The organism is Bdellovibrio sp. CKG001, from assembly GCF_055397465.1.
In genome coordinates this window covers 2,178,258-2,200,325 of the sequence record NZ_AP029173.1, presented here as the reverse complement: position 1 = coordinate 2,200,325, position 22,068 = coordinate 2,178,258, and the positions used below count along the sequence as shown (strand labels likewise).

19 protein-coding genes are annotated in these 22,068 nt (G+C 49.4%); 15 read left to right on the top strand and 4 right to left on the bottom strand.

Translation table 11 applies throughout. The features are described 5' to 3' along the window. Positions 1 to 4: 4 nt before the first annotated feature. The 5 genes from ACZ50P_RS10520 to ACZ50P_RS10500 all read left to right on the top strand — a co-directional run bounded on the left by ACZ50P_RS10520 (position 5) and on the right by ACZ50P_RS10500 (position 7,195). On the top strand, positions 5 to 1,372 hold the full coding sequence (locus ACZ50P_RS10520; RefSeq protein ID WP_464131011.1) for a hypothetical protein: 1,368 nt from the start codon (positions 5 to 7) through the stop codon (positions 1,370 to 1,372). Then, positions 1,362 to 3,716, top strand: coding sequence for a hypothetical protein (locus tag ACZ50P_RS10515; RefSeq protein WP_464131008.1), 2,355 nt, complete (start codon positions 1,362 to 1,364; stop codon positions 3,714 to 3,716). Before ACZ50P_RS10520 ends, ACZ50P_RS10515 begins: the two co-directional genes overlap by 11 nt. A gap of 15 nt (positions 3,717 to 3,731) precedes the next feature. After that, positions 3,732 to 4,799, top strand: a complete 1,068-nt coding sequence (locus ACZ50P_RS10510; protein ID WP_464131006.1) for a hypothetical protein — start codon at positions 3,732 to 3,734, stop codon at positions 4,797 to 4,799. A gap of 168 nt (positions 4,800 to 4,967) precedes the next feature. After that, on the top strand, positions 4,968 to 6,152 hold the full coding sequence (locus ACZ50P_RS10505; RefSeq protein WP_464131004.1) for a THUMP domain-containing class I SAM-dependent RNA methyltransferase: 1,185 nt from the start codon (positions 4,968 to 4,970) through the stop codon (positions 6,150 to 6,152). An 83-nt stretch (positions 6,153 to 6,235) separates the two neighbouring features. Continuing rightward, positions 6,236 to 7,195, top strand: coding sequence for a hypothetical protein (locus ACZ50P_RS10500; RefSeq protein WP_464131002.1), 960 nt, complete (start codon positions 6,236 to 6,238; stop codon positions 7,193 to 7,195). A gap of 76 nt (positions 7,196 to 7,271) precedes the next feature. On the opposite strand, the gene ACZ50P_RS10495 is transcribed toward ACZ50P_RS10500, so the two are convergent. Further along, positions 7,272 to 8,456, bottom strand: a complete 1,185-nt coding sequence (locus ACZ50P_RS10495) for an endonuclease/exonuclease/phosphatase family protein (RefSeq protein WP_464117159.1) — start codon at positions 8,454 to 8,456, stop codon at positions 7,272 to 7,274. A gap of 147 nt (positions 8,457 to 8,603) precedes the next feature. On the opposite strand from ACZ50P_RS10495, the gene ACZ50P_RS10490 reads away from it, so the two are divergent. Next, positions 8,604 to 9,527, top strand: coding sequence for a hypothetical protein (locus ACZ50P_RS10490; protein ID WP_464131000.1), 924 nt, complete (start codon positions 8,604 to 8,606; stop codon positions 9,525 to 9,527). Between the two features lies 1 nt (position 9,528). On the opposite strand, the gene ACZ50P_RS10485 is transcribed toward ACZ50P_RS10490, so the two are convergent. Then, positions 9,529 to 10,380: an RluA family pseudouridine synthase gene (locus tag ACZ50P_RS10485; protein ID WP_464130998.1), complete on the bottom strand. Its 852-nt coding sequence runs from the start codon at positions 10,378 to 10,380 to the stop codon at positions 9,529 to 9,531. Positions 10,381 to 10,478: 98 nt separating this feature from the next. On the opposite strand from ACZ50P_RS10485, the gene ACZ50P_RS10480 reads away from it, so the two are divergent. Next, entirely contained in the window at positions 10,479 to 11,150 is a 672-nt protein-coding gene (locus ACZ50P_RS10480) for a DedA family protein (RefSeq protein ID WP_464130996.1), read from the top strand. Positions 11,151 to 11,269: 119 nt separating this feature from the next. Here the strand turns inward: ACZ50P_RS10480 and ACZ50P_RS10475 are convergent, their stop codons facing one another. Then, positions 11,270 to 12,325: a hypothetical protein gene (locus tag ACZ50P_RS10475; protein WP_464130994.1), complete on the bottom strand. Its 1,056-nt coding sequence runs from the start codon at positions 12,323 to 12,325 to the stop codon at positions 11,270 to 11,272. A 79-nt stretch (positions 12,326 to 12,404) separates the two neighbouring features. On the opposite strand from ACZ50P_RS10475, the gene ACZ50P_RS10470 reads away from it, so the two are divergent. From ACZ50P_RS10470 to ACZ50P_RS10460, 3 genes are read left to right on the top strand one after another with little or no spacing between them, the layout of a single operon-like run. Then, entirely contained in the window at positions 12,405 to 13,205 is an 801-nt protein-coding gene (locus ACZ50P_RS10470; protein ID WP_347357494.1) for a TatD family hydrolase, read from the top strand. Between the two features lie 9 nt (positions 13,206 to 13,214). Continuing rightward, on the top strand, positions 13,215 to 14,072 hold the full coding sequence (locus tag ACZ50P_RS10465; RefSeq protein ID WP_347357495.1) for a tRNA threonylcarbamoyladenosine dehydratase: 858 nt from the start codon (positions 13,215 to 13,217) through the stop codon (positions 14,070 to 14,072). Further along, the gene (locus ACZ50P_RS10460; RefSeq protein ID WP_347357496.1) at positions 14,069 to 14,218 is read left to right on the top strand and encodes a hypothetical protein; all 150 of its coding nucleotides are present in this window, start codon (positions 14,069 to 14,071) and stop codon (positions 14,216 to 14,218) included. The genes ACZ50P_RS10465 and ACZ50P_RS10460 overlap by 4 nt, the downstream gene beginning before the upstream one ends. Positions 14,219 to 14,237: 19 nt before the next feature. On the opposite strand, the gene ACZ50P_RS10455 is transcribed toward ACZ50P_RS10460, so the two are convergent. After that, entirely contained in the window at positions 14,238 to 15,011 is a 774-nt protein-coding gene (locus ACZ50P_RS10455; protein WP_464130992.1) for a hypothetical protein, read from the bottom strand. Positions 15,012 to 15,321: 310 nt separating this feature from the next. Here ACZ50P_RS10455 and ACZ50P_RS10450 point away from each other — a divergent pair, with 310 nt between their 5' ends. The 5 genes from ACZ50P_RS10450 (at position 15,322) to ACZ50P_RS10430 (ending at position 22,058) form a co-directional block, all read left to right on the top strand. After that, positions 15,322 to 16,686 (top strand): PAS domain-containing protein, encoded by a 1,365-nt coding sequence (locus ACZ50P_RS10450; protein ID WP_464130990.1) that lies wholly within the window; start codon positions 15,322 to 15,324, stop codon positions 16,684 to 16,686. Between the two features lie 65 nt (positions 16,687 to 16,751). Then, entirely contained in the window at positions 16,752 to 17,801 is a 1,050-nt protein-coding gene (locus ACZ50P_RS10445; protein WP_464117146.1) for a class I SAM-dependent methyltransferase, read from the top strand. 180 nt (positions 17,802 to 17,981) lie between these two features. Beyond that, the gene (locus tag ACZ50P_RS10440) at positions 17,982 to 18,953 is read left to right on the top strand and encodes a deoxyhypusine synthase family protein (protein ID WP_464117145.1); all 972 of its coding nucleotides are present in this window, start codon (positions 17,982 to 17,984) and stop codon (positions 18,951 to 18,953) included. Positions 18,954 to 19,092: 139 nt separating this feature from the next. Next, positions 19,093 to 19,884, top strand: coding sequence for an MOSC domain-containing protein (locus tag ACZ50P_RS10435; protein ID WP_464130989.1), 792 nt, complete (start codon positions 19,093 to 19,095; stop codon positions 19,882 to 19,884). 101 nt (positions 19,885 to 19,985) lie between these two features. After that, entirely contained in the window at positions 19,986 to 22,058 is a 2,073-nt protein-coding gene (locus tag ACZ50P_RS10430; RefSeq protein WP_464130987.1) for an AarF/ABC1/UbiB kinase family protein, read from the top strand. The last annotated feature ends 10 nt before the right edge of the window (positions 22,059 to 22,068 follow it).

The following is a 22,068-nucleotide window of genomic DNA, read 5'->3' as shown; positions in this document are numbered from 1 at the left end:
GCCCATGGCTTTCAAACAAGTCCCCGTTTTGGGGGCCTATTTAGCATCTTTAGTAGGTTCATTAGCACTGCTTTTGACTCCGCTGTTTGCATCGGCTCAGGTGCAGACCGAGATGCGTTTATTCTCAGATTCCTTTATCAGTCCCACTTTTGAGTCGGCTGAAAAGACCAACTATCAGTTTGTGGGTGCTCAAATAAAGACGGACCCTTTTTCTGAGGACAGCCTTAAAATGGACGTGTCCGGGGGAGTCGCCATCGGGGCGCCGCTTTTAAATTATCTGAATATCTCTGAGTTCTATGTGCAAAGCCGCCAAAGCGAAACCGAAACCTTCTATCTGGGGCGCAAGAAAATGCTCTGGAATGAGCTCGACACGCGCTGGGACCTGGGCGTGTGGGAGCCTCTGTTTAAATGGAACCCGCTGAATGCTGAAAATCAGGGTTTGACCGGCCTGTTCTGGCAGGTGGATAAACCATATTATACTCTGGTTCTATTTGCGTCTCCGCTTTATATCCCGGATCAGGGCCCCAGCTTTGAAATTGAGGACGGCACTTTCGTGAAAGGCAACCCGTGGTTCCGTCGTCCCCCGGAAAGTATCCGCATTTGGCAAGAGGCCACTGCCATTGACTATAAGTTTGAAAAGCCCAGCGAAAGCCAGGTTGTTTTGCAAAACTCTTTCGGCCTGAAGCTGTCCTTTGGTGACCCACAAAGTCTGCGTGGACAACTGGCGTACACCTATAAACCTGCCAACCAACTGGCCATCGGCTATGAAGGAAATCTGAATGTGGCAGAGCTTAAAGGCGCTGTGAATCTGCAGCCGCAGGTCTTCTATCATTCCCTGGTCGGAGGGGATATTAGCTATAAATACGAACGCTTCCGCTTTGGTGTCAGTGGTCTTTACGACAAGCCAAGCAAAGATGACATCTTCGAAGAAAAGTGGACTCATCCGGTCTTTGAAGATGCCGTTTTGGTCAGTCCGTTTATTGAGTGGGCCACGGGAGCCTTCGGTGTGGCGGTGCAACACCTGGATATTTTCGGTGGTCAGGTGAAGGAAGAAGGGGAGCTTGCCAGCGACAATCGGGCCGCCCTGATGACCCGTTATCCTTATCAAGAGGCCACGCAGGTGTCGGTTATGGGGAACTTTAATTTCCGTAAAACCAAACGTCTGATCACAAAACTCAGCTACACGCATTCCGAGAAAAACAAATTTGATCTGATCCGGGTCAGCGCCAGATTCCGTTTGTCCGGCTTGTGGTCCTTTATTGGCGAGGCCCAGTTGGTCAAAGCGGAGCCCGCCGACAAGAATAATCAAAATGAAGTTGCGCAGTTTGTGAATAACGATCGATTGATGTTGGGAGCAGCGTATGTCTTCTAAAGCTCTCCTGCCATGGCGTAAGATCTTAGGCTCATTGCTGGCGGTTTCAATCACCGCCGGAACTGTGGGATGCAGTGAGTTCCTGAATGGCAAAAAAGTCGAACCCGAGGTTATCGAGTTTTCCGACAAGCGTTTTGCCTGCTTGCAGGAGATTCCATCTCATCTTGAAAAGTTCTCTATCGGCGAGGCCAAGTCTTCTGAAATCACAGAGGGCTTTGATTGTATGACCGAGGCCTTGACGTACTTTAATAAGAAAACCTTTGGCTCCCTGCAGGATGCCTATACAGTCGAGGAAATGCGCAAGTTCTTCGGGAAGTACTTCCTGAAAAAGAACAACGTGACGCCAGAATTTGCCGCCGAATTAATGAAGATCAAAAAGGCTCTTCTGGGTGGTTCTGTCGGTCATATCACCAAAGACGAAATCGTTCGTCTGGTAGAGATTCTTCAGTTGCTGCGCGATGAATCCATAGCGCTTTCCCCGCATGTGAAAGTCCTGTTGGATCAGAATCAGGAAAAGAAGACCGAGTGGGAGCAAATTTCCGCTGCCATTGGTCAGTTGCGAAAATCCCTGCAGCGTCTGCTGGAAAAAACTCAGGTGGCAAAGTCAGATTACAGCTTCGAGGACGCCAAGCGGGCCCTCAGCGGTTTTGCCGAATTCATCCGCGGACAAGAGCCCTTTGCTCCATATCAGAAGTACAGCAGGTGGGTTCCGATGGTGGAATCCGTGAAGGTCGTTTTGATGGGAAAACGGGCCAACTTCGCCGGGCTTTATCAGTGGAGCGAAAGTCTGGACACGTTGTTGGATCTGTATGAGCTGGCGCTAAAATACTATTATGTCATCGGGGACCTCGAGTTTAATGATCCCGCGAAGCTGCGCCAGACAAGTCAGTTTATCACGCAAGGGTTGGATCTGCTGATGAACTCTCACCAGATGAAGTCTTCAGGCCGTATTCCGGTGGAGGATATTGACACTCTGATTCGTCAGATGCTGCCATCCCTTGTGCCTGTGGATGCCACGTTGGACGAAGTCCAGGCCCAGGCCCGTATGGAAGACTACTTCAAGGCGATCACCAAAACCTACAAAGTGGTCTTGATGAAGATCCTGGATCCGGCCCGCCCGCAGGATTCCCGGGGACTTTTGGGATTAGAGAAAAAACATCTGCTCAGCGTGCAGCGCGAGCTGAATATCTGGCGTTTGCATCAAAGCTTTATCGACTTCCTGCCATTCAAGCAAACCGGCGGGGGCGTCACGCAAAAACAGCTGATTCAGTCTTATGAAAAATTCGACAAGACCACGGTCATTGAAAAAGGACTGACCCCGGATGTGTTCGAGCAGAAGGCCTTACAGAACTCGTGGCAGGATTTTGGCGACCTGCTGAAGAATCCTCGCATGGTCAGCTTTAATGCCGACGGTCGCATGGTCATCGCCGCGGGTGATACGAAACAAAACTGGAAAGCACTCACCAAATTCAATCTGATGAGGGCGCTATCTCGTATGCTGCTTTTGGGCTATGGGGATCGCGTGTCGGGTCGACTGAGTCAGGCGGCTATGAGTGAAAAGGGACTGGTGCAGTGGTATGAGGACTTCCAGGAAGTGGGACTGCTGTTAAAGGCCTTCGACCCGCGCTCGGCCAATTCCGGTTCACGCAGCTTCCTTGAAGCTAACTTCTTCACGTTCAGCGGTAACGGCGATGAGGGCATGGATCAGAAGGAAACTTTTGAGTTCGTCAGTATCTTGTTCTCTGCCGGCCTTTCCACGTCCAACGCGGTTTCCAAACATATGGAGCTGGCGCGCTGTACGGTGGCGGAAAAGGATGTCTTTGGCTTTGCTTACATGAAAGAGGCTTGTTTCAAGGCGCAGCTGCGCAAGCATATGAGCGTGTATTTCAATAATTTGCCAGGCATGGTGAACTATGTGCAGCGCCTGAACGATGCTCAATGGAATGAGTTCTTTGGGTATCTACTGGCGGCCTCTTTAAGTCCAACGCAGAAGGCGGGATTGATTGAAACTGCCAACGTGCGCACGATGGTCACGATCCTGCATTATATTGAAACCGTGATGGTGATTTATGATGCCGACCACAATCAGGGGCTATCCCTGGACGAGGTCTATTCTTCGGCGCCAAGATTCATGTCCTTCTTTAAAAAGGTCAGTCCAACGTCATTTGAGTTCCTGATCAAAGAAGGCTTTGCGCACCTGGTGTTCTATGGCGAAATCCCCGGAGCCGGTGGCATTTTGGGCTTCCAGTTCAGCAAGCTTTGGGGTTTGGACGATGCCCAGCGCATGGAAATCGCCCGTCTTTTTGGCACATTGAAGGATCAATTGAACAAGGTTGGAAAGTAAGCTAGGCTTCGGGACATGCTTTGGCGGTCCCTTGCGGTTTTCACAGCCCTGATCGTGTCTTTTTCGGCACATGCTTTTTCGTCCATGGACGAGGAAGTGCCGATCATTCTTCGCGAACCAGCCTCGGATCTTCCCAGACCCCAGGTTGAAGCCCGTGGCCGTATTGATTCTTTCGTCGACAATAAAACACTGAGAGTCCTTAGCACCGCCAGTGACTGGTACATCGGTGAAATCGTCGCGATTGAATCCCAAACCCCTGCGGTGGGGATTGTCGGCTTTGTCGAGGTGACGGGAATTGAGAACAAGCAGGACGGCACCTATGAGCTGACGTGTGAATTGCTGCGCCAGTCGCGCATGAACTTCATTCAGATCGGGGATCAGATCATGCACCTGGATCTGAGTTCGGAGAATCAAAAGTACAAGGGCACCACGGATCTGATCATTAAAAAAGGCACCAAAGAAACATCGTCCAAATATAAACCTCTGTTCACGCAAGGTATCGCCGTGGGCGAAACGGCAGAGACCTTGTGGGAGGGCGAGTATCTGGTCACTTGGTTTGGTCAAGTGAACTATGGCTGGAAAGAATGGCTGACGGTTTCCACCATCATTCCAGCGGATTTGCTGGGAGCCTACAATGCCACTGGCAAGATGCGGGTGTATCAATCTGCATCGAACAACTTCGCCGCAGGTCTAAATTTCGCGCGTATTCCTTCGGAAACTCGCTCGACGTTAAATTTGAATATTTATTGGGATTCCATTTCATCTGAAAGCGTGATTTCGCACACACTGCTATCCGTCGCTTTGTTTAGTTTTGAGGATGCCCAGAATGCCACTGCGATCAAATCTCTGGGGACGAGTTCCTTCCAGACAGGATACGAATTCATCCTTGATGACTGGAACCGCATCCTTCTGGGCCCGAGTTATAACTTTGAATCCAAAGCGGTCGGGGGTTATCTCAGCTACGTCAAAATCTGGGATCAATTCCATCTCAGCTTATCTCTGAATTCCACCAACATCACTTCGGTGAAGTTTGCCCCGGAAGATGGATATTACCTACTATTCGACGCCTACTGGCGCTTCTGAGCACATCCAAGCCCCCATCTGACTAATAGCACGCCTACGCTGTGCGGGTCTCCTCCGCCTTGCAGCTGGGGGTAAAAGGTGCCTGGTTGTTTTTTCTGGCTATGGTGTGTTATTAAAAGGGACGTCGAGTTTTTTTGCGACGCTTCTGTAAAAGTAAGCAGGTACCTTTTGAATAAGTTTTTTGTTGCGACACCTTTGGATTTTGAAAAGCGGACTTTGGCAGAGATGAAAGAAGTCTGGCCTTATCTTTTGGGTAAAGATGCCAAGCCTCATTCGTTGCCGTTTCCGGAAGTCGCCGTTCTTGAGGGCGGGCTGGAATTTGAAACCGAACTTTTCATAGGTCTGCAACTGAACTTCTTCCTAAAAACAGCCAATCGTATCTTGTTGCGCATGACTTCGTTCAAGGCGAAAGATCTGCCGAAGTTCTATCAAAAATTCAAAGGCCTTCCCTGGTTGGATTTTCTGCCTCACGCGAATGTGACGTGGGAGGTGGCCGCGCAAAAAAGTCGTCTGAATAATGAAAAGCGCCTTCAGGAAAGTGCCGAGACTGCTTTGAATGAAGTCTTCAAAGGCCAAAAAGGCACCGAATCCTGTGCGAGTATTTACATCCGCATGGACGATGATCTGTGCACGATCAGTCTAGATTCCACCGGGGAGCATCTGCATAAGCGCGGCTGGTCTGTGCTGAAAGGTGAGGCCCCTTTACGTGAAACCATCGCGGCCTTTCTTTTAGAGGAAATGATTGGCAATACCTCCTCAGCGGAACTTGCAGGGATCACGTTGTTAGACCCGATGATGGGGTCAGGAACGTTCCTGGGTGAAGCCCGCGCCCTCTGGGCTGGACAGTTTTCCCGTGAGTTTGCCTTCAAAAAATGGAAACGCGCGCCGAAGCTTTTTGCCTCTTCCAGTTTTGCGCTGAATTACACTTTGCCTGCACGCATGCCTTTTAAGGCCTATGTTGGCTATGACATCGACGCGGATATGATCCCGGCGGCAGAGAAAAACTTCGCCGAGGTGGAGCGCCAACTCCAGGTGGTGCAAAGAGCCGGGTTTGTGTCTGCTCCGCATAATTTTATCCACGGAGATGCCCTGAAGCTTGAGACTTCCCAGGACGGCCCGTTATGGCTGGTGGTAAACCCTCCTTATGGAGAGCGGTTGCCGGTGGCGGATCATGGGGGGCTAAAAACCTTGGTAAAGGAGCTCTGCCTGCGTCATAAACCACAAAAGATCGGGGTCCTTTATCCGGAAAAAGAGCGTCTTTCGGCAGTCCCTGCGGGCTATAAGCTAATTAAAGAGATTAGGGTCAATAACGGGGGCTTGCGCTGCCTGTTCACTATTTTGACACGCCTGTAAATTTTTAGGAATTGGTTAGAATTTGCGGCAGTGAGAGTAGTCCCTCTGGAAGTTTGACGGGATTCCGGCTACATTCCTGTTCCATGAAAACAGCCAAACTACTTTCCGCCGTATTTTTGAGTTCTGCCCTTTTGACGACAGCCTGTACGCCGAAGGACGAAGCCATCACAGACAAAGCCACTCGCGATCGCATTATTGCGCAAAATAACCGTAAAAGCGGTAAGGGTAAAAAGACGAGTGGCGAGCGAACCGAATTCCGTTACGGCTCTTATTCCATTGCATCTTTGCAGGCCGAAAAGGTTGTTGAAGCTCTGGAAGTTATCAGATTGTCTTTGGGACATGCGGAAGCTCTGCCAGCAAACTATTCGAAGTCTGAGGAAACCAAAAGCGGTGATCTGCTTCAATTGAGCCTGAACTCAGCCACGGCACCTGTTGCTTATTCTACCAAGCACGGCAACTTCCAGGTGACGGTAAAAAAGAATTGGAAAGTGCAGGCTTTGGCTGATGCAAATGGAGTTAAGTCCTTGATCGCAGAAACGGCGAAGAACTCGGTTTCCGTTGATCAAAAAGATATCAGTGAAAAGACCTATGTGAACTTCAAAGAAGATGCGGCAAAGATTTCTTTGGTGGCTGATGCTGAAGGTAAAGCCAAGGTTACCGTGACCGGCAATGGCTTTATGAATATCAGCAAGAAAAATGTGACTGGCAAAGAGACCTTCACTTACTCTCTTGAATTCACGATCCGTCTTGATCAGTTGGCTGATGGTAAGATTGATCTGGAAAATGCAAGCGGTGAATTTGTGGGTGTCCGAAAAAATGGCAAAAACTGGGTTACTTCTATCAGTGGGTTGAACGCAAAAGTGACCCTTGATGGTCAGTGCAATGATGTTGAAGGCTCCGTTAAAATTGGAAAAGGCGACAGACCGCGAGTTCTTCAGATGACAAAGTCCGGGGCTGTGGTTGAAAAAAGCTCTTTTGATACGGACCTGGGGCAGTGTGGACGTCGTCCCGTTGTGGATCTGAGCCGACTGCTTCTGAATTAGTCCTGACGATCAGACAATAAGAATAAAAAAAAGCCGCGATCTCTCGCGGCTTTTTTTATTTGGTGCATTTAGAAGCTTATTTCTTTTTGGTCTTCTTTGTGCCCTTGGCTGGCTTTGCGTCCTTGGTCGGGGCTTCTTCCTTCACTGGCGCTTTCGCTTCACTGCGCTGTTTTAAACGCACATAAAGAGGGAAGTGATCGGCCACCCCGATCATGCGGTCGTAGTCCCAGCGCAATGGGTATTTGCCTTTTTTCAGGTGAACATCCTCATAGCGGATCACATCAATCGTGCCGGGTTCCATTTTATAGCTGCCAGCTCCGTCAGCTAGCAAAGCTTTGGAATAGATGTGTGCATCCAGGAAAGACCAGGACTTGCGATAATTGTGCGTGCCCGGGCACTCTTTACAACCCACGAAGTGAGAAACAGCACCGACAGGAGAGAACGTGTTCGCGAAGATTTTTTCCTTTTCTTCCTCATCGTGCGTGATGTTCAAGTCACCGCCTGCGATGACCATGGCATTGGGTCCCTTGTCTTTGATCAGCTGGGCGACGAACTCAGCCGCCTGTTGACGCCAGTAGGTCGGATTGGCCTGGGATGGGAAGTGGGCTGTGAAGAAAGTGATGGGATCTCCGTTTGGAGCCTTCAACGTCACTTCCAAAACGCCACGGGATGCTTCCATCCATTTTTTGTCTTCGTCGTTTTTAGGCTTCCAAGGGATTTTGTGCAGAACCGGTTTACCCACTACTGGCAGACGGGACATCAAGCCCACATCGATACCACGTTTGTCCGGGCCTTCGATCAGAACCACGGTGTTGTAGTTGGCTTTTTGCAGATATTTTTTGTTCCAGATATTCAGAACGTTTTCATTCTCAACCTCGATCAACATTAAAACATCCGGGCCGTTGCCATCCACGCCCAGGACAACTTTTGAAAGATTCTGCAGCTTTTTATCAAGCTGAGTCTCGCTCCAGTCCGTGGAAAGACACTCAGAAAGGCGATAGCCACTGTCGTTATTGTCTTTGCAGGCCTGGCGAATGACCGGGTCTTGTTTGGCTGACAATGGCATGTACGTATAGTCATTGCGATCAGCATCATGAGTCGTGTCGAACAAGTTTTCCACGTTAAACGACATCACAGCGATCTCATCAGCGGCCTTCGGAGGAAGGCTAAACTGGGCCTTCTTGAAGGTGACGGCACAGCCGACAAGCAGGGACAATATAAGGGCAAGGGTCAGGTTCTTAAGCAGCAGTAAATTTTTCATGCCTCAGTTGTAAGGGAAGGGGGAGGTGGACTCAAGTTGAAAGAGTTTTAGGAATTCGTTGAGACTCACGCCGTCTAAATTTTGCCACTTGTGTAACATGGTGCGATATGGCATATTTCACCCGAATTTTGTCACTGAGGAGCTTTCATGCTGAAAAAGGCCCTGGCCCTATCCCTTGTTTTCTCTTGTTTTGGATCCGTCGCTTTTGCTCAAGAGCGTGAAGAAAGCATGGTGATGTCGGTTGGTGACTCTCTTCGCAGAAACTGGAACTTCACTTTGTTCTCGGTTGTTTCCCAAGCCAACATGAAGCCGGGTAAAACACAGACCGATGGTCGCTCTCAAGAATCCTACACTTATATCAGTGCCAACTATAAAATTAACGCTGACCAAAAGCTTTCTGTGCGTGTTCCTTTCTTGTTCAATACCGCCGGTCAGAATGCCTACGGTGATCAGGTGAAACAAGATGCGGAGCTTTCTGATATTCATGTAGCTTACGCCAACTATGACCTGGGTTATATCGGTGATGTGGACCTGGCAGGAAATGCGAAATTGTATCTTCCAACCAGCAAGTACGCGGAAAACTCCGGTATGATCGCCAAGCTTCGCTTGGAAATGTTTTTTGATTATTCCATCGGACGCTTCTCTTACATCTCTTACGGTATCAAACCGGATTTCTTCTGGCAGAGTCGTACTGCCAGCTTCAACAACGACATCCCTCAGTTCCCGGACGGCAACTATGTGACGGACCCTCGTCAGACCAACAAACAGGCCTCCTTGGAACAGTATCTGGAAGTGGCCGCAGATATTAACAAATACTTCTCTTTCAAACCACGTATCGGTTTGGAAGAAGACTGGTACCATTCTTCCGCAGTTGAGCAATTGGAAGCTCGTCATGTGACTAAGGCTTTCTATCAGGTGGCCTTTGCGATCCGTCCGCCAATGCGTGGTTTGAACTTCCTGGTGGGAGCGACAAACACGACGATCCTGAATTCTTATCGTGGTAAAGATATCGCCTTCGGTCAGCCCGAGAACACTCAGTACTTCCTGATGACCAACGCTTTCTTGTTCTAATTTAGATTTTAAATTCGTGAGATTCCCCTGTGAGCGGGTTGGTAAACGCCAGCTCGCATGCCTCAAGCTCGATCCGCTCTTCTTCCCACAGCTTTTCGGCACCATAGGCAAAATCACCGACAATGGGATGACCTTCAGCACCCAGTTGCGCGCGAATCTGATGGGTGCGCCCGGTGTGTAACTTAATTTTTGCCAGGCCTTGGTTGTTTTCAAGTTTTGAAAACTCAAGAATCTCAAGAAGACATTCCTGCCATTTCGGTTGAGCTTCTTTGCTGACCACCTTCGGTGCACGCGGCGAAGGCTCCATAAAGTGTCGAAGCAGTCCGGTGGACAGGTCTTGCCCCTGAACGCGGGCGCGATAGACCTTGCGCAGTTCACGCTGGATCAGCAGCTTATTGAACTCGGTTTGGAACTCTGCCGTCTTTGCATAGACGATGAGCCCCCGGGTTGGCACATCCAGGCGGTGAGTGACGTAGATGTTTTGTTGTAAAGTCTGTTGCAAATACGACTGCAGATTTTCGTGCAGGTTATCAACGCTGGCGTGAACCGGAAGGCCTGAGGTTTTATTCACCACAAGAAAGTGTTCGTTCTGAAAAACGAGACGCGACAGCCACTGTCCATCGTTGGCGGGGAAGCGGCGGGGTTTCGTATGGACTCTAATATAGTCGCCAGATGAAACCGAGGAATTCTCCGTAACTCGTTGATGATTGTGATAGATGGCGCCCAGTTGAAGCAGGAATTGGATTTGTTCACGATCAAGTTCCAGATTGCTTAATAATACATCACAAAGCCCACCAGACTGAGGGCTTAAAATATGTCTGACTCCGTATTCAAAACCTCTGGCACTCTGCATACTTAAATCTTCTTGTGAGAAAGACACATAGCACGGTGTGGTAATGGTGTTCAAGTGGGACTGTTTAATTCATAGTAAGGACCTCAGGAGAATGCAGTTTGGAGTTTGCTAACGAGCCAATATTTCAATGGATGTCTCAGTTCGCCTATCAGCCGGGCATGGTTTACGCCGGACTGATTGCGATGATGGCATTATCTGCCGTTGGTTTTCCGCTGCCTGAAGAAGTGACGCTGATCAGTGTCGGTATCCTGGCCTTCATGGGGGCGCATCCCGCTCATTTCCCGCCGCCTTATGAGGGGGCTCCGGTTGTTAACGTTCACACCGCTTCGATCATTGCTTTCACGGCCGTGGTCGCCAGTGACACTTTAATTTACTTTATAGGACGGATTTTCGGTCGAAAGCTGCTGTATCATCCGCGCGTTCATAAGTTCTTCCCTGAACACATGATGAAACGTGTGGAAGAGTGGACTCACAAATACGGTGCCTATGCCTGCGGTATTTTCCGCTTCACGCCGGGCCTTCGTTTCCCAGGTCATTTGGCTTGCGGGATGTTGCGATATCCCGTTTGGAAGTTCCTGGTGATCGACGGTATTGCGGCTTTGATCAGTGTGCCGACTCAGATCTACTTGCTGGCCCACTATGGTGAGCCTATCTTGAAATATCTTCGTCAATTCAAGCTGGTGGTTTTTGGAATCATCGCGCTGTTGGTGATCTATTTCGTGATCAAAAAAATCCGCGAACGATGGATCGCCAAAGCCGCCAGCCGTTAGTGCACTCCGGAAGTGCGCCCTCTTCGGTCGCGCCTTGCATAAATGAATGTGACAGCGTCTAGAAAATCAAAAGCCCAGCTTGAAGCTGGGCTTTTTTGTTTTGTGGGAATTTGTTTGTCTTAGGCGGCTGTTTCTTCGTAAATGGCTTCAGGTGTGATTTCACAGCACAGGTGCAGACTGACAGGTTTAGAGTGGAACTGAGGCTCCACATCTTTCCAGAAGATCTTTTCATAGCCACTTTGCAGGGCGAAAATCTCTTCACGGATTTTGAACAGCAGGCCTGCCGGGGAGCCCAGCAGCCAATCCATTTGCACCAGATAGAAGGCCTCTTCAAGCTCCATCGGGTTCAGGGAACTGATGAAGTTTTTGGGAAGATTGTTCACCAGATGGCAAGCGTTATGGGAATACTTCTGGAAGGCTTTTTCCATCGGATTCACAAATAAGTTCTCAACGCGGCTGTCCGGAGTTTTTGGGCCGCTGAAAGGCTGTGAGAATTTTTTGAAGTTCCAGTACAGCAGGGCATCGTTCACGACATATTCCGCACGTGGCAGATAGTCGGTGATGGCATCAACTTTCACACCTTCATGAGAAGGATCTTCCACATGGGCGTTGTGATCCACCGCCACCAGGCTGCGCAGGTTGTACAGGAAGGAATACAGATACTGAAGTTTGTCGACGAAGGGTTTTGAGAAGTTCAAGCCGAAGTTGTACATCAGCGGCTGACCCATCTTGGTTTCAAACCACGAGAAACTGTCCAGCAACGGCCACAAGGCCGTCAAATCAACACCCCAGGGTTTCAAGGCAGTTTCAAAGTGCTCATTGAAGTGGCTTTCAAATTCGGCACAGATCTCGGGATTCACAACCGCGATGTGAGATTGCAAAGCGCGAACTCGTGGAGACGATCTGTCATATAGTTCCGTGTGAGGGTCCAAGGCCCTCCAGGCGTCCGTGGCGAAGTTGTAGTCCAAGTGAGGAGTGGCCACCGGGCTTTTGATGTAGTGGTTCAATTTGACAAGTGACAAACCCACCAGAGCGTCAGACATGTATTTAAACGGCTCAGAGGCTTTGAATTTCTCGTAAGTGGATTCCTGATTCCAGAATTGAACTTTCAGGGGCTTCCATGTCGCACCTTTTTCCATAGTCACGTCAAAACCCAGGCGTAATTTATGCTTCATACATACTCCTATACCGTTCATGTATCGGCGGAACTTCGCCCTTGTTCGAGTCTGGGATTTCACGATATAACCTGGACCTATGGTTGGATTTGGATATTGGGTGGATGCCCACGGACACCTGGCTGACTCACGCTGGGACGGTCAGGTTGATGAAGTGATCGAAAGTGCTCGCGCGCGCGGGATTGCCTTCTTTATGCAAGGGGGCGTGGGCCCCGAGGACTGGGCCCGGCAGATCGAGTTGAAAAAGAAGTATCCAAGTCACATCGGCCTTTGTTTTGGTCTGCATCCGTACTGGGTGGTGGATCATGACGAGGACGAATGCGAAGCCGCCCTGGATGCTTTGGCGGGGCTTTTGCCGCAGGCACAGGGATTGGGGGAGCTGGGGTTGGACTTCCGACCTCATATTATGAAGGACTCTCGGGAGCGTCAGATCAGCGTATTTGAGCAGCAGTTGGAATTGGGCCACATGAGTGGCAAGCCTCTGGTGCTGCACCTGGTGCAGGCTCACGAGGAAAGCCTGCGAATTATGGACGTCTGGGGGCTTCCAAAACAAAAAGGCATGGTGCATTCTTTCAACGGCAGTTGGGGTAAGGCCCAGGAGTTCCTCAAACGCGGCCTGTTTCTGTCGGTTGGGGGCCCGGTGTGCCGCCCGGACAATCAAAAGCTGCATCAGGCGGTGCGTGAAATGCCGCTGGAGCAGCTTTTAATTGAAAGCGACAGCCCGGATCAGGCACCACCTGCCTATAAAGGTGGCTTAAACCCTCCAGAAAGCATCTGGGAGGTGGCAAGAACTATAGGGGAGTTAAAATCCCTTGATCCTATGGAAATATTAGATATCACTACTGCAAACTTTCGAAGATTTGCACCGCCAATAGAGTGAGGGCGAAATATGGAAACGACACAAACTAACAACCTGCCTCAACCTCCAGAGACTGAATACGTGCTTCACCGCCGCTTCGACCGCATGGGTCGCTTGGTTGGTGATGAGGTGATGAAGCGTCTTTTCAACACTCACGTGATGGTGATTGGTTTGGGCGGCGTGGGTTCCTGGGCCGCGGAATCTTTGGCTCGTTCTGGCGTGGGCAAACTGACTGTCGTGGATTTTGATGAAATCTGCATCACCAATGCCAACCGCCAAATGCACGCTTTGCAAGGTTTGGTCGGTAAGAAAAAAGCCGAAGTCATGGGCGAGCGTCTGCGCAAGATCAATCCGCAAAACACCGTGAACGTGATTCCGGAATTCTACAACGAAGCCAATTCTGAAATGATGTTGTCCCATAAGCCGGACTACATCGTGGATGCGATCGACAATATCACGGCCAAAACTCACTTGCTGGCGACTTGCCGTGCGCGTGGTATCAAAGTTGTCACTACAGGCGGAACAGCGGCGAAAATGGATCCATTGCGCATTAAAAAAGCGGACTTGTCTGCAACACACGGGGACCCGATGGCGTCCCAAGTGCGCAAGATCCTTCGTCAGAAATATGATTTCCCGGAAAAGAATTTTGGCATTCCTTGCTTCTTCTCAGATGAAACTCCAATTCAGCCCGTCGAATTGAAATACGACAACGGTCAGGGGTTCAAATGCGTGTGCCCGAAAGGTCAAAACGATTTGCACAACTGTGACAGCCGTAATGTGATCTGGGGGACAGCAAGCTTTGTCACCGGCGCGTTCGGTCTGCACCTGGCATCCCACATCGTCCAGGAAATCCATGCTCAGGTATGGGGCGAGGCGGAGAAGAAATGATCGTCTTTGCTTGGTTTACTTTGATTGCATTAATTATTCTTTTCAGCTTCGTTTTTGTCGGAGCGACCTTCTGGCACTGGTACAAAGAAGGTAAAGCCAAAAGAAAAGCGGCAGCTGCTTCAGCTGCCGGCGCTTCTCACAGTTAGGTGCGACAACTTAATTGATCTACAAGACGCCGTTTTGGGCGCCGGGCAGGGGGTAAGACTCTGTCGGGCCATCCCCGGAAGAATCAAATGCCGTGACTTTCACGGTGTCCCCATTTTGCCAGGTGTAAGGGGCTGTGATTTCCTTCGTGGCGGTCAAAGAGTCGACCGTCCCAAGATTCATTAAAACACTGCCTCCACGATAAATCTCAAGGCGATATTGATATTGTTTCTTCTGAGTCAGACCAAGATGGGAAATTCTTGAGTTGAGCGAAGAAGAGTTGGCTCCCCCGACGTAAAGTACCACGAACTGTTTGGGACCATCCGTGTAAAAATCGGCCCAGCTGTCGGCCGTTGGGAATGTTGTTGGTGAATATGTCAGGTGAATGAGTGCTGTGGAAGTGCTGCTTCCGCGAGTGCTGGCAATCAAAGAATTTGTTCCATAAGAGCTGGATTTCGGATTTACATTTAGGTCAAAACTGGTGCTCCAGGTTCCGCTTTCAGGGCAAAAGACGGTGCTTGAAGCCGTCAATCCAACTGCATAACCATCCAGAACAATCACGTCTCCAGGTTTACAGACACCGCTAACGGTCGCAGCGGTGGTGTTCTCATCATAAAGACCCACCAGATGGGTGTTGTTGGCTTTAAAAATCGCCGTGAAGCTGCTTTGCGAAGATCCAATGTTCGAATCACCCTCTGAGGCATTGGCCTCGGCAGGCTTTAGTTGGGCTTGCAATACGCACCCAGTGGTGAAGAGGGCGGGAATCAGACACAGCAGGACGTTCAGAGTTTTCATGAGGCCTCCAAATGTCTTTTCGGATCGAATGTGAGGCGACATGATAGAAAACAGGGGGATCGTAAAGAAAGTGTTCTTTTCTCGGATAGGATTGATTCGGATTGGGACATAGCAGACGTCAAGGTGAAGAAACTTCTAATTCAAAGACTTCGAGTTTCACAATCGCGACAAGGAAACTTTACAGTAATTGAGTGAAGCTCTGATAATCCCTCCATTTCTGTAAAGTTTTTGTAAAAAAATATACTCTCAGGACCTTGATGCGTTCGACATCATCCCGATAAGTAAGCCATCTTACCATCGGGGGCCTACTTTGAAAAAGCCAATACCTACTCTGAATGAGAGCCCATTTGGGTTCCATGAGTTCTTCTTTTCCACCACGAACAATCGAGGAGTCATCCGCTTTGGCAATGACGTCTTCACTCGGGTGAGTAATTATCCTAAAGAGCAGATGATCGGTGCTCCCCACAGTCTTATCAGGCATCCGGATATGCCTCGTTCGGTGTTTAAGCTTTTTTGGGACACCTTAAAAGCGGATCGACCGATCGGAGCTTATGTGAAGAATCTTGCAGGCGACGGAAGCTATTATTGGGTTTACGCTTTTGCATTTCCGATTGAGGATGGATATTTGTCCATTCGCTTCAAACCTTCCTCTGCCATCTTTCAAGAGGTTCAAAAAATCTATGGAGAAATCCGTGACTTTGAAAAGGGTTCCGATGACCTGGAGGCTGGCGAAAAACTTTTGGTGGAATCAATCCAGAAGCGAGGGTTTAAAAACTATGAAGAGTTCATGGTGAAGGCCGCATTGACTGAACTCAATGCACGAGCTGCCCAAGTTCAGGAACAGCGCCAGGAAGGGGCGGCGGGACGTGAAAATGCGCAGTTCACGCAAATTGCAGATGTGACCAATTCGACGCTGACCCGGTTGAACGATGTTTTTGCCAAGGTCGGTGGTTTTCAGAGTTCCAATGATGTCCTGCTTGCCACCATTGATTCCTTGGATCGAGAGTTTCAGAATTTGAAATTTATTTCCGTGAATATGACTATTGCCGCCGCCAAGTTTGGCAATGTGGCCTCCAGTCTGGGGGTTGTCTCTAAAGAGTTCTCAACACTGTCCGGTCAAATTGAAAACAACCTGAGCGGACTGAACACTTTTGTCGGGAATCTGGCTGCGGTCATTCAAAAATGCTCTCTGCAGGCTTCGGCGTTGAATGTGCAAATGCTCATGGTGGACTTCTTTGTTAAAGAATCCCTGACCAAACTGCATCAATCAGAAGATGCTTTTGCCGAAATGACAGCCAATCAGAAGGACTTCTCAGGTCTGTTCCGAGACTATTCGGCAAACCTGCGCAGGGAAGTGGCTTCTTTGTCCAAGTATCTGTCCGATTTTGAATTGGCGATGGGTGAGGTGACAAAGTTTATCACGGGGCTAGAGGTGATTCGTCAAATCGGAGCTGTTGAATCGGCCCGCGTGGACGAGGTGAAACAGGCCTTTATGCACTATCTTCAGCAGATGGACCGTTTTATTCAGTTGCTCCGCTCGGCCACATCCACCATCAAGAAAGAGTCGGGTTTGTTACAAGCCAACTCTCAGGTGATTCATGCAGCCATTGGTTCTGTGGGGGGCAACGTGGATGCTATCTTTGGTCTGGCGTCAGGAGTCAAAGCTGCGGCCTGAAGCGGCAGCATTCCCTATTTGACGGCACCCTCACAGTCTGAGACGTTTAGATGTGGAGGTGGTCTGTGAAGATCAAGATTCCGTATCAGGATAAAGTCACGTTGGGTTATTCCCTGGCGAGGTCCGCAGGCTTTGCTGTTCAGCAGTTGTCCTTGCCCTTTTTTGAGTTTGTCACCACGGGACGCCGCAAATCCCATCATGCATTGGAGCCTCAGAAGATGAGGGCGGCCTATGCCGAACTTTTTAAACTGCTAAAAAGAGACAGCGAGAATATTGCAAAGGGGTGTTATCCCGTTGAAGTGCTAAAGCCTGAAAAAGTGGCCCAGCATTTCCTGCGATATCCGCGCATTATCTATGACGGTTATGCGATCTCCAAACGTCGTTCGGAGAAGGATGCGCGGGATTTCAGCGAAGAGGCTGAAAATTTCCTGAAAGACCTGCCGGAATACTATCAGCGCAATTTCCATTTTCAAACGGGTGGATATCTGACACGTCAGTCGGCGGAGCTTTATGAGCATCAGGTGGAAATACTTTTTTCCGGTGCGGCCGATGCTATGCGCCGCCTGATCATTCCTTTGGTAAAAGAAGCTCTGCCAGGTGATGGGTCGGGCTTGCACTTCCTGGAGGTCGGAGCGGGCACCGGACGACTGACCCGATTTATGAAGCTGGCCTATCCCAAGGCTAAAATCACGGTTTTGGATCTGAGTTATCCCTACTTAAAAAAGGCCCAGGACAATTTGCATGAGTTTGACCGCCTGGATTTTGTGCAAGGGGCGGCGGAAGATTTACCGTTCCAGGATGCGAAGTTTGATTTTGTCTATTCCTGTTTTTTGTTTCATGAACTGCCGCATGAAATTCGTCGTCAGGTGATCGGCGAAGGGTTCCGGGTGTTAAAGCCGGGCGGTTGTTACGGGCTGGTGGACTCGTTGCAGAAAGAGGACACCAAGGATTTGGAATGGGCACTGGAACAATTCCCCGTGGACTTTCACGAGCCTTTTTACAAGAACTACACCATGAATCCCATGGAGGGCTTGTTGGCAGCTCAGGGGTTCACTGATATTCGCCGTGATCAGGGCTTTTTCGCCAAAGCTCTGCTGGCCAGACGCGGGTTATAAAATATTGGAAGTACAGGACTTTCGGGCACAGCTTGGTTCTTTTGCAAAAAGCAATCTGTGCTTGAGTTTTCGATCTTTTCTGGTAGTTTCCTTGGCTCTTGATGAAAGCTAGAAATCTTTAATCGGGGACCGATGTCCTCCTTGAAGCTTTTCAGCTTTTATTAATAACAAGGAGAAATCATGGGTCCAATTACTCAGTTTATCGATCATCACTACCGTCATTTCAATGCGGCTGCTTTGAAAGATGCGGCTAAAGGCTACAAACTTCACATGGAAAACGGTGGCCAGATGCTTGTGACATTGGCAGGTGCTATGTCCACGGCAGAACTGGGTCTTTCTTTGGCTGAAATGATCCGTCAAGGTAAAGTTCACGCGATCTCCTGCACAGGGGCAAACCTTGAAGAAGACGTATTCAACCTGGTTGCTCATGATCACTATGTGCGCATCCCCAACTATCGTGATTTGACTCCTCAAGATGAACAAAAACTTCTTGAGAAGCATTTGAATCGTGTCACTGACACGTGCATCCCAGAAGAAGAAGCTATCCGTCGTATCGAGAACGTGGTTCTTGAGTACTGGCAGGATGCGGATTCCAAAGGTGAATCTTACTTCCCGCACGAGTTCATGTACAAAATCCTTCTTTCTGGCAAATTGAACCAGTACTACCAGATTGATCCTAAAAATTCCTGGCTGTTGGCTGCTGCTGAAAAGAATCTTCCAATGGTTGTTCCAGGCTGGGAAGATTCCACTTTGGGTAACATCTTTGCTGGTCACTGCATCAAGGGTGATATCAAGAAATCAACAACCGTTAAGGGTGGTATCGAGTACATGAAGACTTGGGCAGAATGGTACATGGGGGCTTCCAAAAAAGCTCCAGTGGGCTTCTTCCAAATCGGCGGTGGTATTGCGGGTGACTTCCCGATCTGCGTTGTGCCAATGCTTGAGCAGGATTTGGGCCATGAAGATGTTCCTTTGTGGAGCTACTTCTGTCAGATCTCTGATTCCACAACTTCTTATGGTTCCTACTCTGGGGCGATTCCAAATGAGAAAATCACTTGGGGTAAATTGGCTCCAACGACTCCAAGCTATATCGTTGAATCCGATGCGACTATCTGTGCGCCTCTGATCTTCGGTTACGTTTTGGGTTGGTAAACGTTAGAAAATAGAAATTGGATATCTATGTATTAGATTTCTGTGAAAGGGTCCCAGTTTGGGGCCCTTTTTCTTTTTGGAGCGCGGCGTGTTTTCTTAGGGCTTGCCTTTCATTTGCGAAAAAGAAAGCATAGTTCCCATGAAAATCGAAGAACTTTGCATCTATCCCATCAAGTCCGCCCGTGCTCAGAAGCTCAATCAGATGACTATCACTCATGAAGGGCCGCTCGGGGATCGCCAGTGGATGCTGGTGGATGAAGCCGGTAAATTTGTAACACAAAGAACACTGCCGAAGCTTGCGACGGTGGAGGTGTTTTACGATGATGCGGCTTTGACGGTCGGTTTTCAGAAAATGTTCTTTAAGATTTCCACCAAGAACTCGTTTCAGCGTCAGGTGAAGGTGCAGATCTGGAACGATACGGTTGATGCGGCATTAGAACCAGATCTGTATTCTCAGGCGCTGTCCCAGTATTTGGGGGCGAACCTGCGTCTGGTCCGCTATGCTCCATTTTCACAGCGTCGTGTGCTTTCCCATTCTATGGACTGGAAACCTGAAGTGCGTTTTGCCGATGCGCGACCGGTTCATTTGATCAATCTGAAAAGCCTTGAAGACCTGAATTCCCGTTTGGCAGAGCCAGTGGGTGTGGATCGTTTCCGTGGCAATCTTATCTATTCTGGAGAAGTGCCTTTCGAGGAAGAACAGTGGAAGAAGATCCGTGTGGGTGAAGTGGTGTTTTCTCAACCCAAGCGCTGCAGCCGCTGCACGATCACAACCATTGATCAGTCGACAGGGGATCGAACCGGGGCCGAGCCGCTGAAAACCCTTTCGGGCTATCGCCGTGATGGCAAGGATGTTTTCTTTGGGACTTTGTGGATCCCGGAAAATACCGGGGTTGTTCGGAAAGGTGACGCGGTCGAGGTTCTGGAGTAGAACTCAGAACTGACAGTTCTTGCCTCATGATTAGTTCTTAAGCACTCAATTCCACATTAAGGCCTTAAATCCCGGGCGCGATCCCTGCAAGACAGAGGATCATGTCGAAAAAATTTATTGGTTTCATCCTATTTTTTATCCTTGCCGTGAGCTCTTGGGTTCAGGCGGCTTCGCCGGAAAAGGCGGGGCTGCACCTGTCCTTTGAAGAGCGCTTGGTTTTAAGTTATGCGCTTTTGTCTCAGAATGAGACGCCCGAAACGAAAGAGGCGATTCTGAAGCGGGCCATGACCTACATTGAATCCACCTATAAGTTGCCCGTTAAAACCGTCGAAGTGCGCAACTTCAATGAGTTCCTGAGTCTTTATAAAGGCTCTTGGCCTAACACCCACAGTCTGGCGTTGGATGTGGAGTCCATCGAGACCCGTGGTCCCCGGGCCGTGTCCGTGTTCACGGCAAAATCCCCTCGTGTACAGCAGCAAATTGATTCCTATCTGGAATGGAAACAGGCCGAATTGTTGAAAATGATGGATGGAGATTTAAAATCTCTGACCCCTGATCAGATTCTGGAGCAGGCCAAAGGGGTCCTGTCCAGTTCTTCAGGTCGCCTGCAGATGGCCCGCACTTTGTTGCAGGTCAGTGAGGATATGCTCAACACCAAGATGGCGGAACTGGATCATGTGGGTGAAAAGATCGCTCAGTCCAATCTCGCAGCCCAGCAGGATGCAACCATGAAGATCTTCCTGCAGACCATGTTCACAGAATACTTCGCACGTCTTAGTCCGGCTTCAAAGAAGTTGATTGTGTCCTCTTATCTGGGCGGGGACCTGCATCTTTCTGAAATGAAGAAGTTTGAATTGATGGTGCAAAACAGCGGACCGCAGTTGCAAAAACTGCTGCAGGTCGTGGCACGCCAGGCGGATCTGGGACCCGAAATGCTGGAAGTCTTTAAGGGTCTGGAAAATTCCGTGCGTCCGGTCCCTTGGGAGCAGGTTGAAAGCATTTTAAAAAGAAAGAACAACAAATTTGCTTTCACTTACTTTGAAAGAAAGCCTCTGGGTGTGGGCACGATGGCGCAGGTTCATCGAGCCAAGCTGATGATCGATGGCGAACGCCATGATGTGGTGGTGCGCTTTATCAAGCCCGGTATCGAAGCCCGCGTCGAGGAAGACAAACGTATTCTGCAAGAGGTGGCGCAGATTCTGGATGCCAATGAGGAATTCCGTAAAACAGGAGCCCCGAAGCTTAGCCCCGTGGTTCAGGATATCACAGACACGGTGGTGGCCGAACTAAACCAGGCCGATACCGTGCTTCGCCAAAAGCTGGCGGCCAGTCGCTATGAAAAAGCGGCTTTCCTGAAGTCAGCTCAATACAAGAACGAACTTTATTTCCATGTGCCCAAAATTTATGACGGCCCCAAGGATTCAGACTTGATGGTGCAGGAAATGGTCATCGGCAAAAAACTGGATAAAGAAATTGCCCCCTATAAAGAGATGGCACCGGACATGAAAAAGTTGATTGTCGAGGAAATGGCGCGCATCTGGTCCAAAGAGGTTATGTTTGGAGGCGGATTCTATCACTCGGACCTGCATCAGGGTAATTTCATGATTCAGGTGACAGAGCCCAAGATCGTGGTCAATATTCTGGATTATGGAATGGGTGGAGTGATTTCAAAGGAAATGCAACGGCAGGTGATGTTGTTAGGGGCTGGCACTGAGCTTCTGAATGAAGAACTGATGGCCCGGGCCTTTTGGAAGTTAAGCGACAAAAGCAAGAACACGATCACCGAATCCTATTTCCATCAGTTGATCGCAGCCAAAATGCACAACATTCGCATTGGCTATGAAGAGCCGTTAAGTATGGAAAAGTGGACCGCCTTTGCCATGGATTTGGGTCTGCGTCTGCCCTATGAATTTGTCAGTCTGAACCGGGGCTTGGTGATTGTGAACAAGCTGCTGGCGGATGCCGGAAGCACTTTGACTGTAAGTCAAATGATGAAAGACCTGGCAAAGCAGCATCCGGTGGTCGTTTACCGTGCACTGGTGCTTGAAGAAAAAATGTCCCATCGGGATCTTGTAAAATTGGGTTGGACTGAAGTGAAAAACACCTTGGGCTTTAAGGTGCCGGAGGCAACCGTCAAAGGCAGTGCGATTCGCTGCGAGATGGTGTTTAATTAGAAATGCCACT

Coding starts and splice junctions, on each gene's coding strand:
- ACZ50P_RS10455 (WP_464130992.1), bottom strand. CDS start 15,011: ATGAAAACTCTGAACGTCCTGCTGTGTCTGATTCCCGCCCTCTTCACC.
- ACZ50P_RS10440 (WP_464117145.1), top strand. CDS start 17,982: ATGGGTCCAATTACTCAGTTTATCGATCATCACTACCGTCATTTCAAT.
- ACZ50P_RS10485 (WP_464130998.1), bottom strand. CDS start 10,380: ATGCAGAGTGCCAGAGGTTTTGAATACGGAGTCAGACATATTTTAAGC.
- ACZ50P_RS10515 (WP_464131008.1), top strand. CDS start 1,362: ATGTCTTCTAAAGCTCTCCTGCCATGGCGTAAGATCTTAGGCTCATTG.
- ACZ50P_RS10520 (WP_464131011.1), top strand. CDS start 5: ATGGCTTTCAAACAAGTCCCCGTTTTGGGGGCCTATTTAGCATCTTTA.
- ACZ50P_RS10510 (WP_464131006.1), top strand. CDS start 3,732: ATGCTTTGGCGGTCCCTTGCGGTTTTCACAGCCCTGATCGTGTCTTTT.
- ACZ50P_RS10490 (WP_464131000.1), top strand. CDS start 8,604: ATGCTGAAAAAGGCCCTGGCCCTATCCCTTGTTTTCTCTTGTTTTGGA.
- ACZ50P_RS10435 (WP_464130989.1), top strand. CDS start 19,093: ATGAAAATCGAAGAACTTTGCATCTATCCCATCAAGTCCGCCCGTGCT.
- ACZ50P_RS10430 (WP_464130987.1), top strand. CDS start 19,986: ATGTCGAAAAAATTTATTGGTTTCATCCTATTTTTTATCCTTGCCGTG.
- ACZ50P_RS10460 (WP_347357496.1), top strand. CDS start 14,069: ATGATCGTCTTTGCTTGGTTTACTTTGATTGCATTAATTATTCTTTTC.
- ACZ50P_RS10465 (WP_347357495.1), top strand. CDS start 13,215: ATGGAAACGACACAAACTAACAACCTGCCTCAACCTCCAGAGACTGAA.
- ACZ50P_RS10500 (WP_464131002.1), top strand. CDS start 6,236: ATGAAAACAGCCAAACTACTTTCCGCCGTATTTTTGAGTTCTGCCCTT.
- ACZ50P_RS10475 (WP_464130994.1), bottom strand. CDS start 12,325: ATGAAGCATAAATTACGCCTGGGTTTTGACGTGACTATGGAAAAAGGT.
- ACZ50P_RS10495 (WP_464117159.1), bottom strand. CDS start 8,456: ATGAAAAATTTACTGCTGCTTAAGAACCTGACCCTTGCCCTTATATTG.
- ACZ50P_RS10470 (WP_347357494.1), top strand. CDS start 12,405: ATGGTTGGATTTGGATATTGGGTGGATGCCCACGGACACCTGGCTGAC.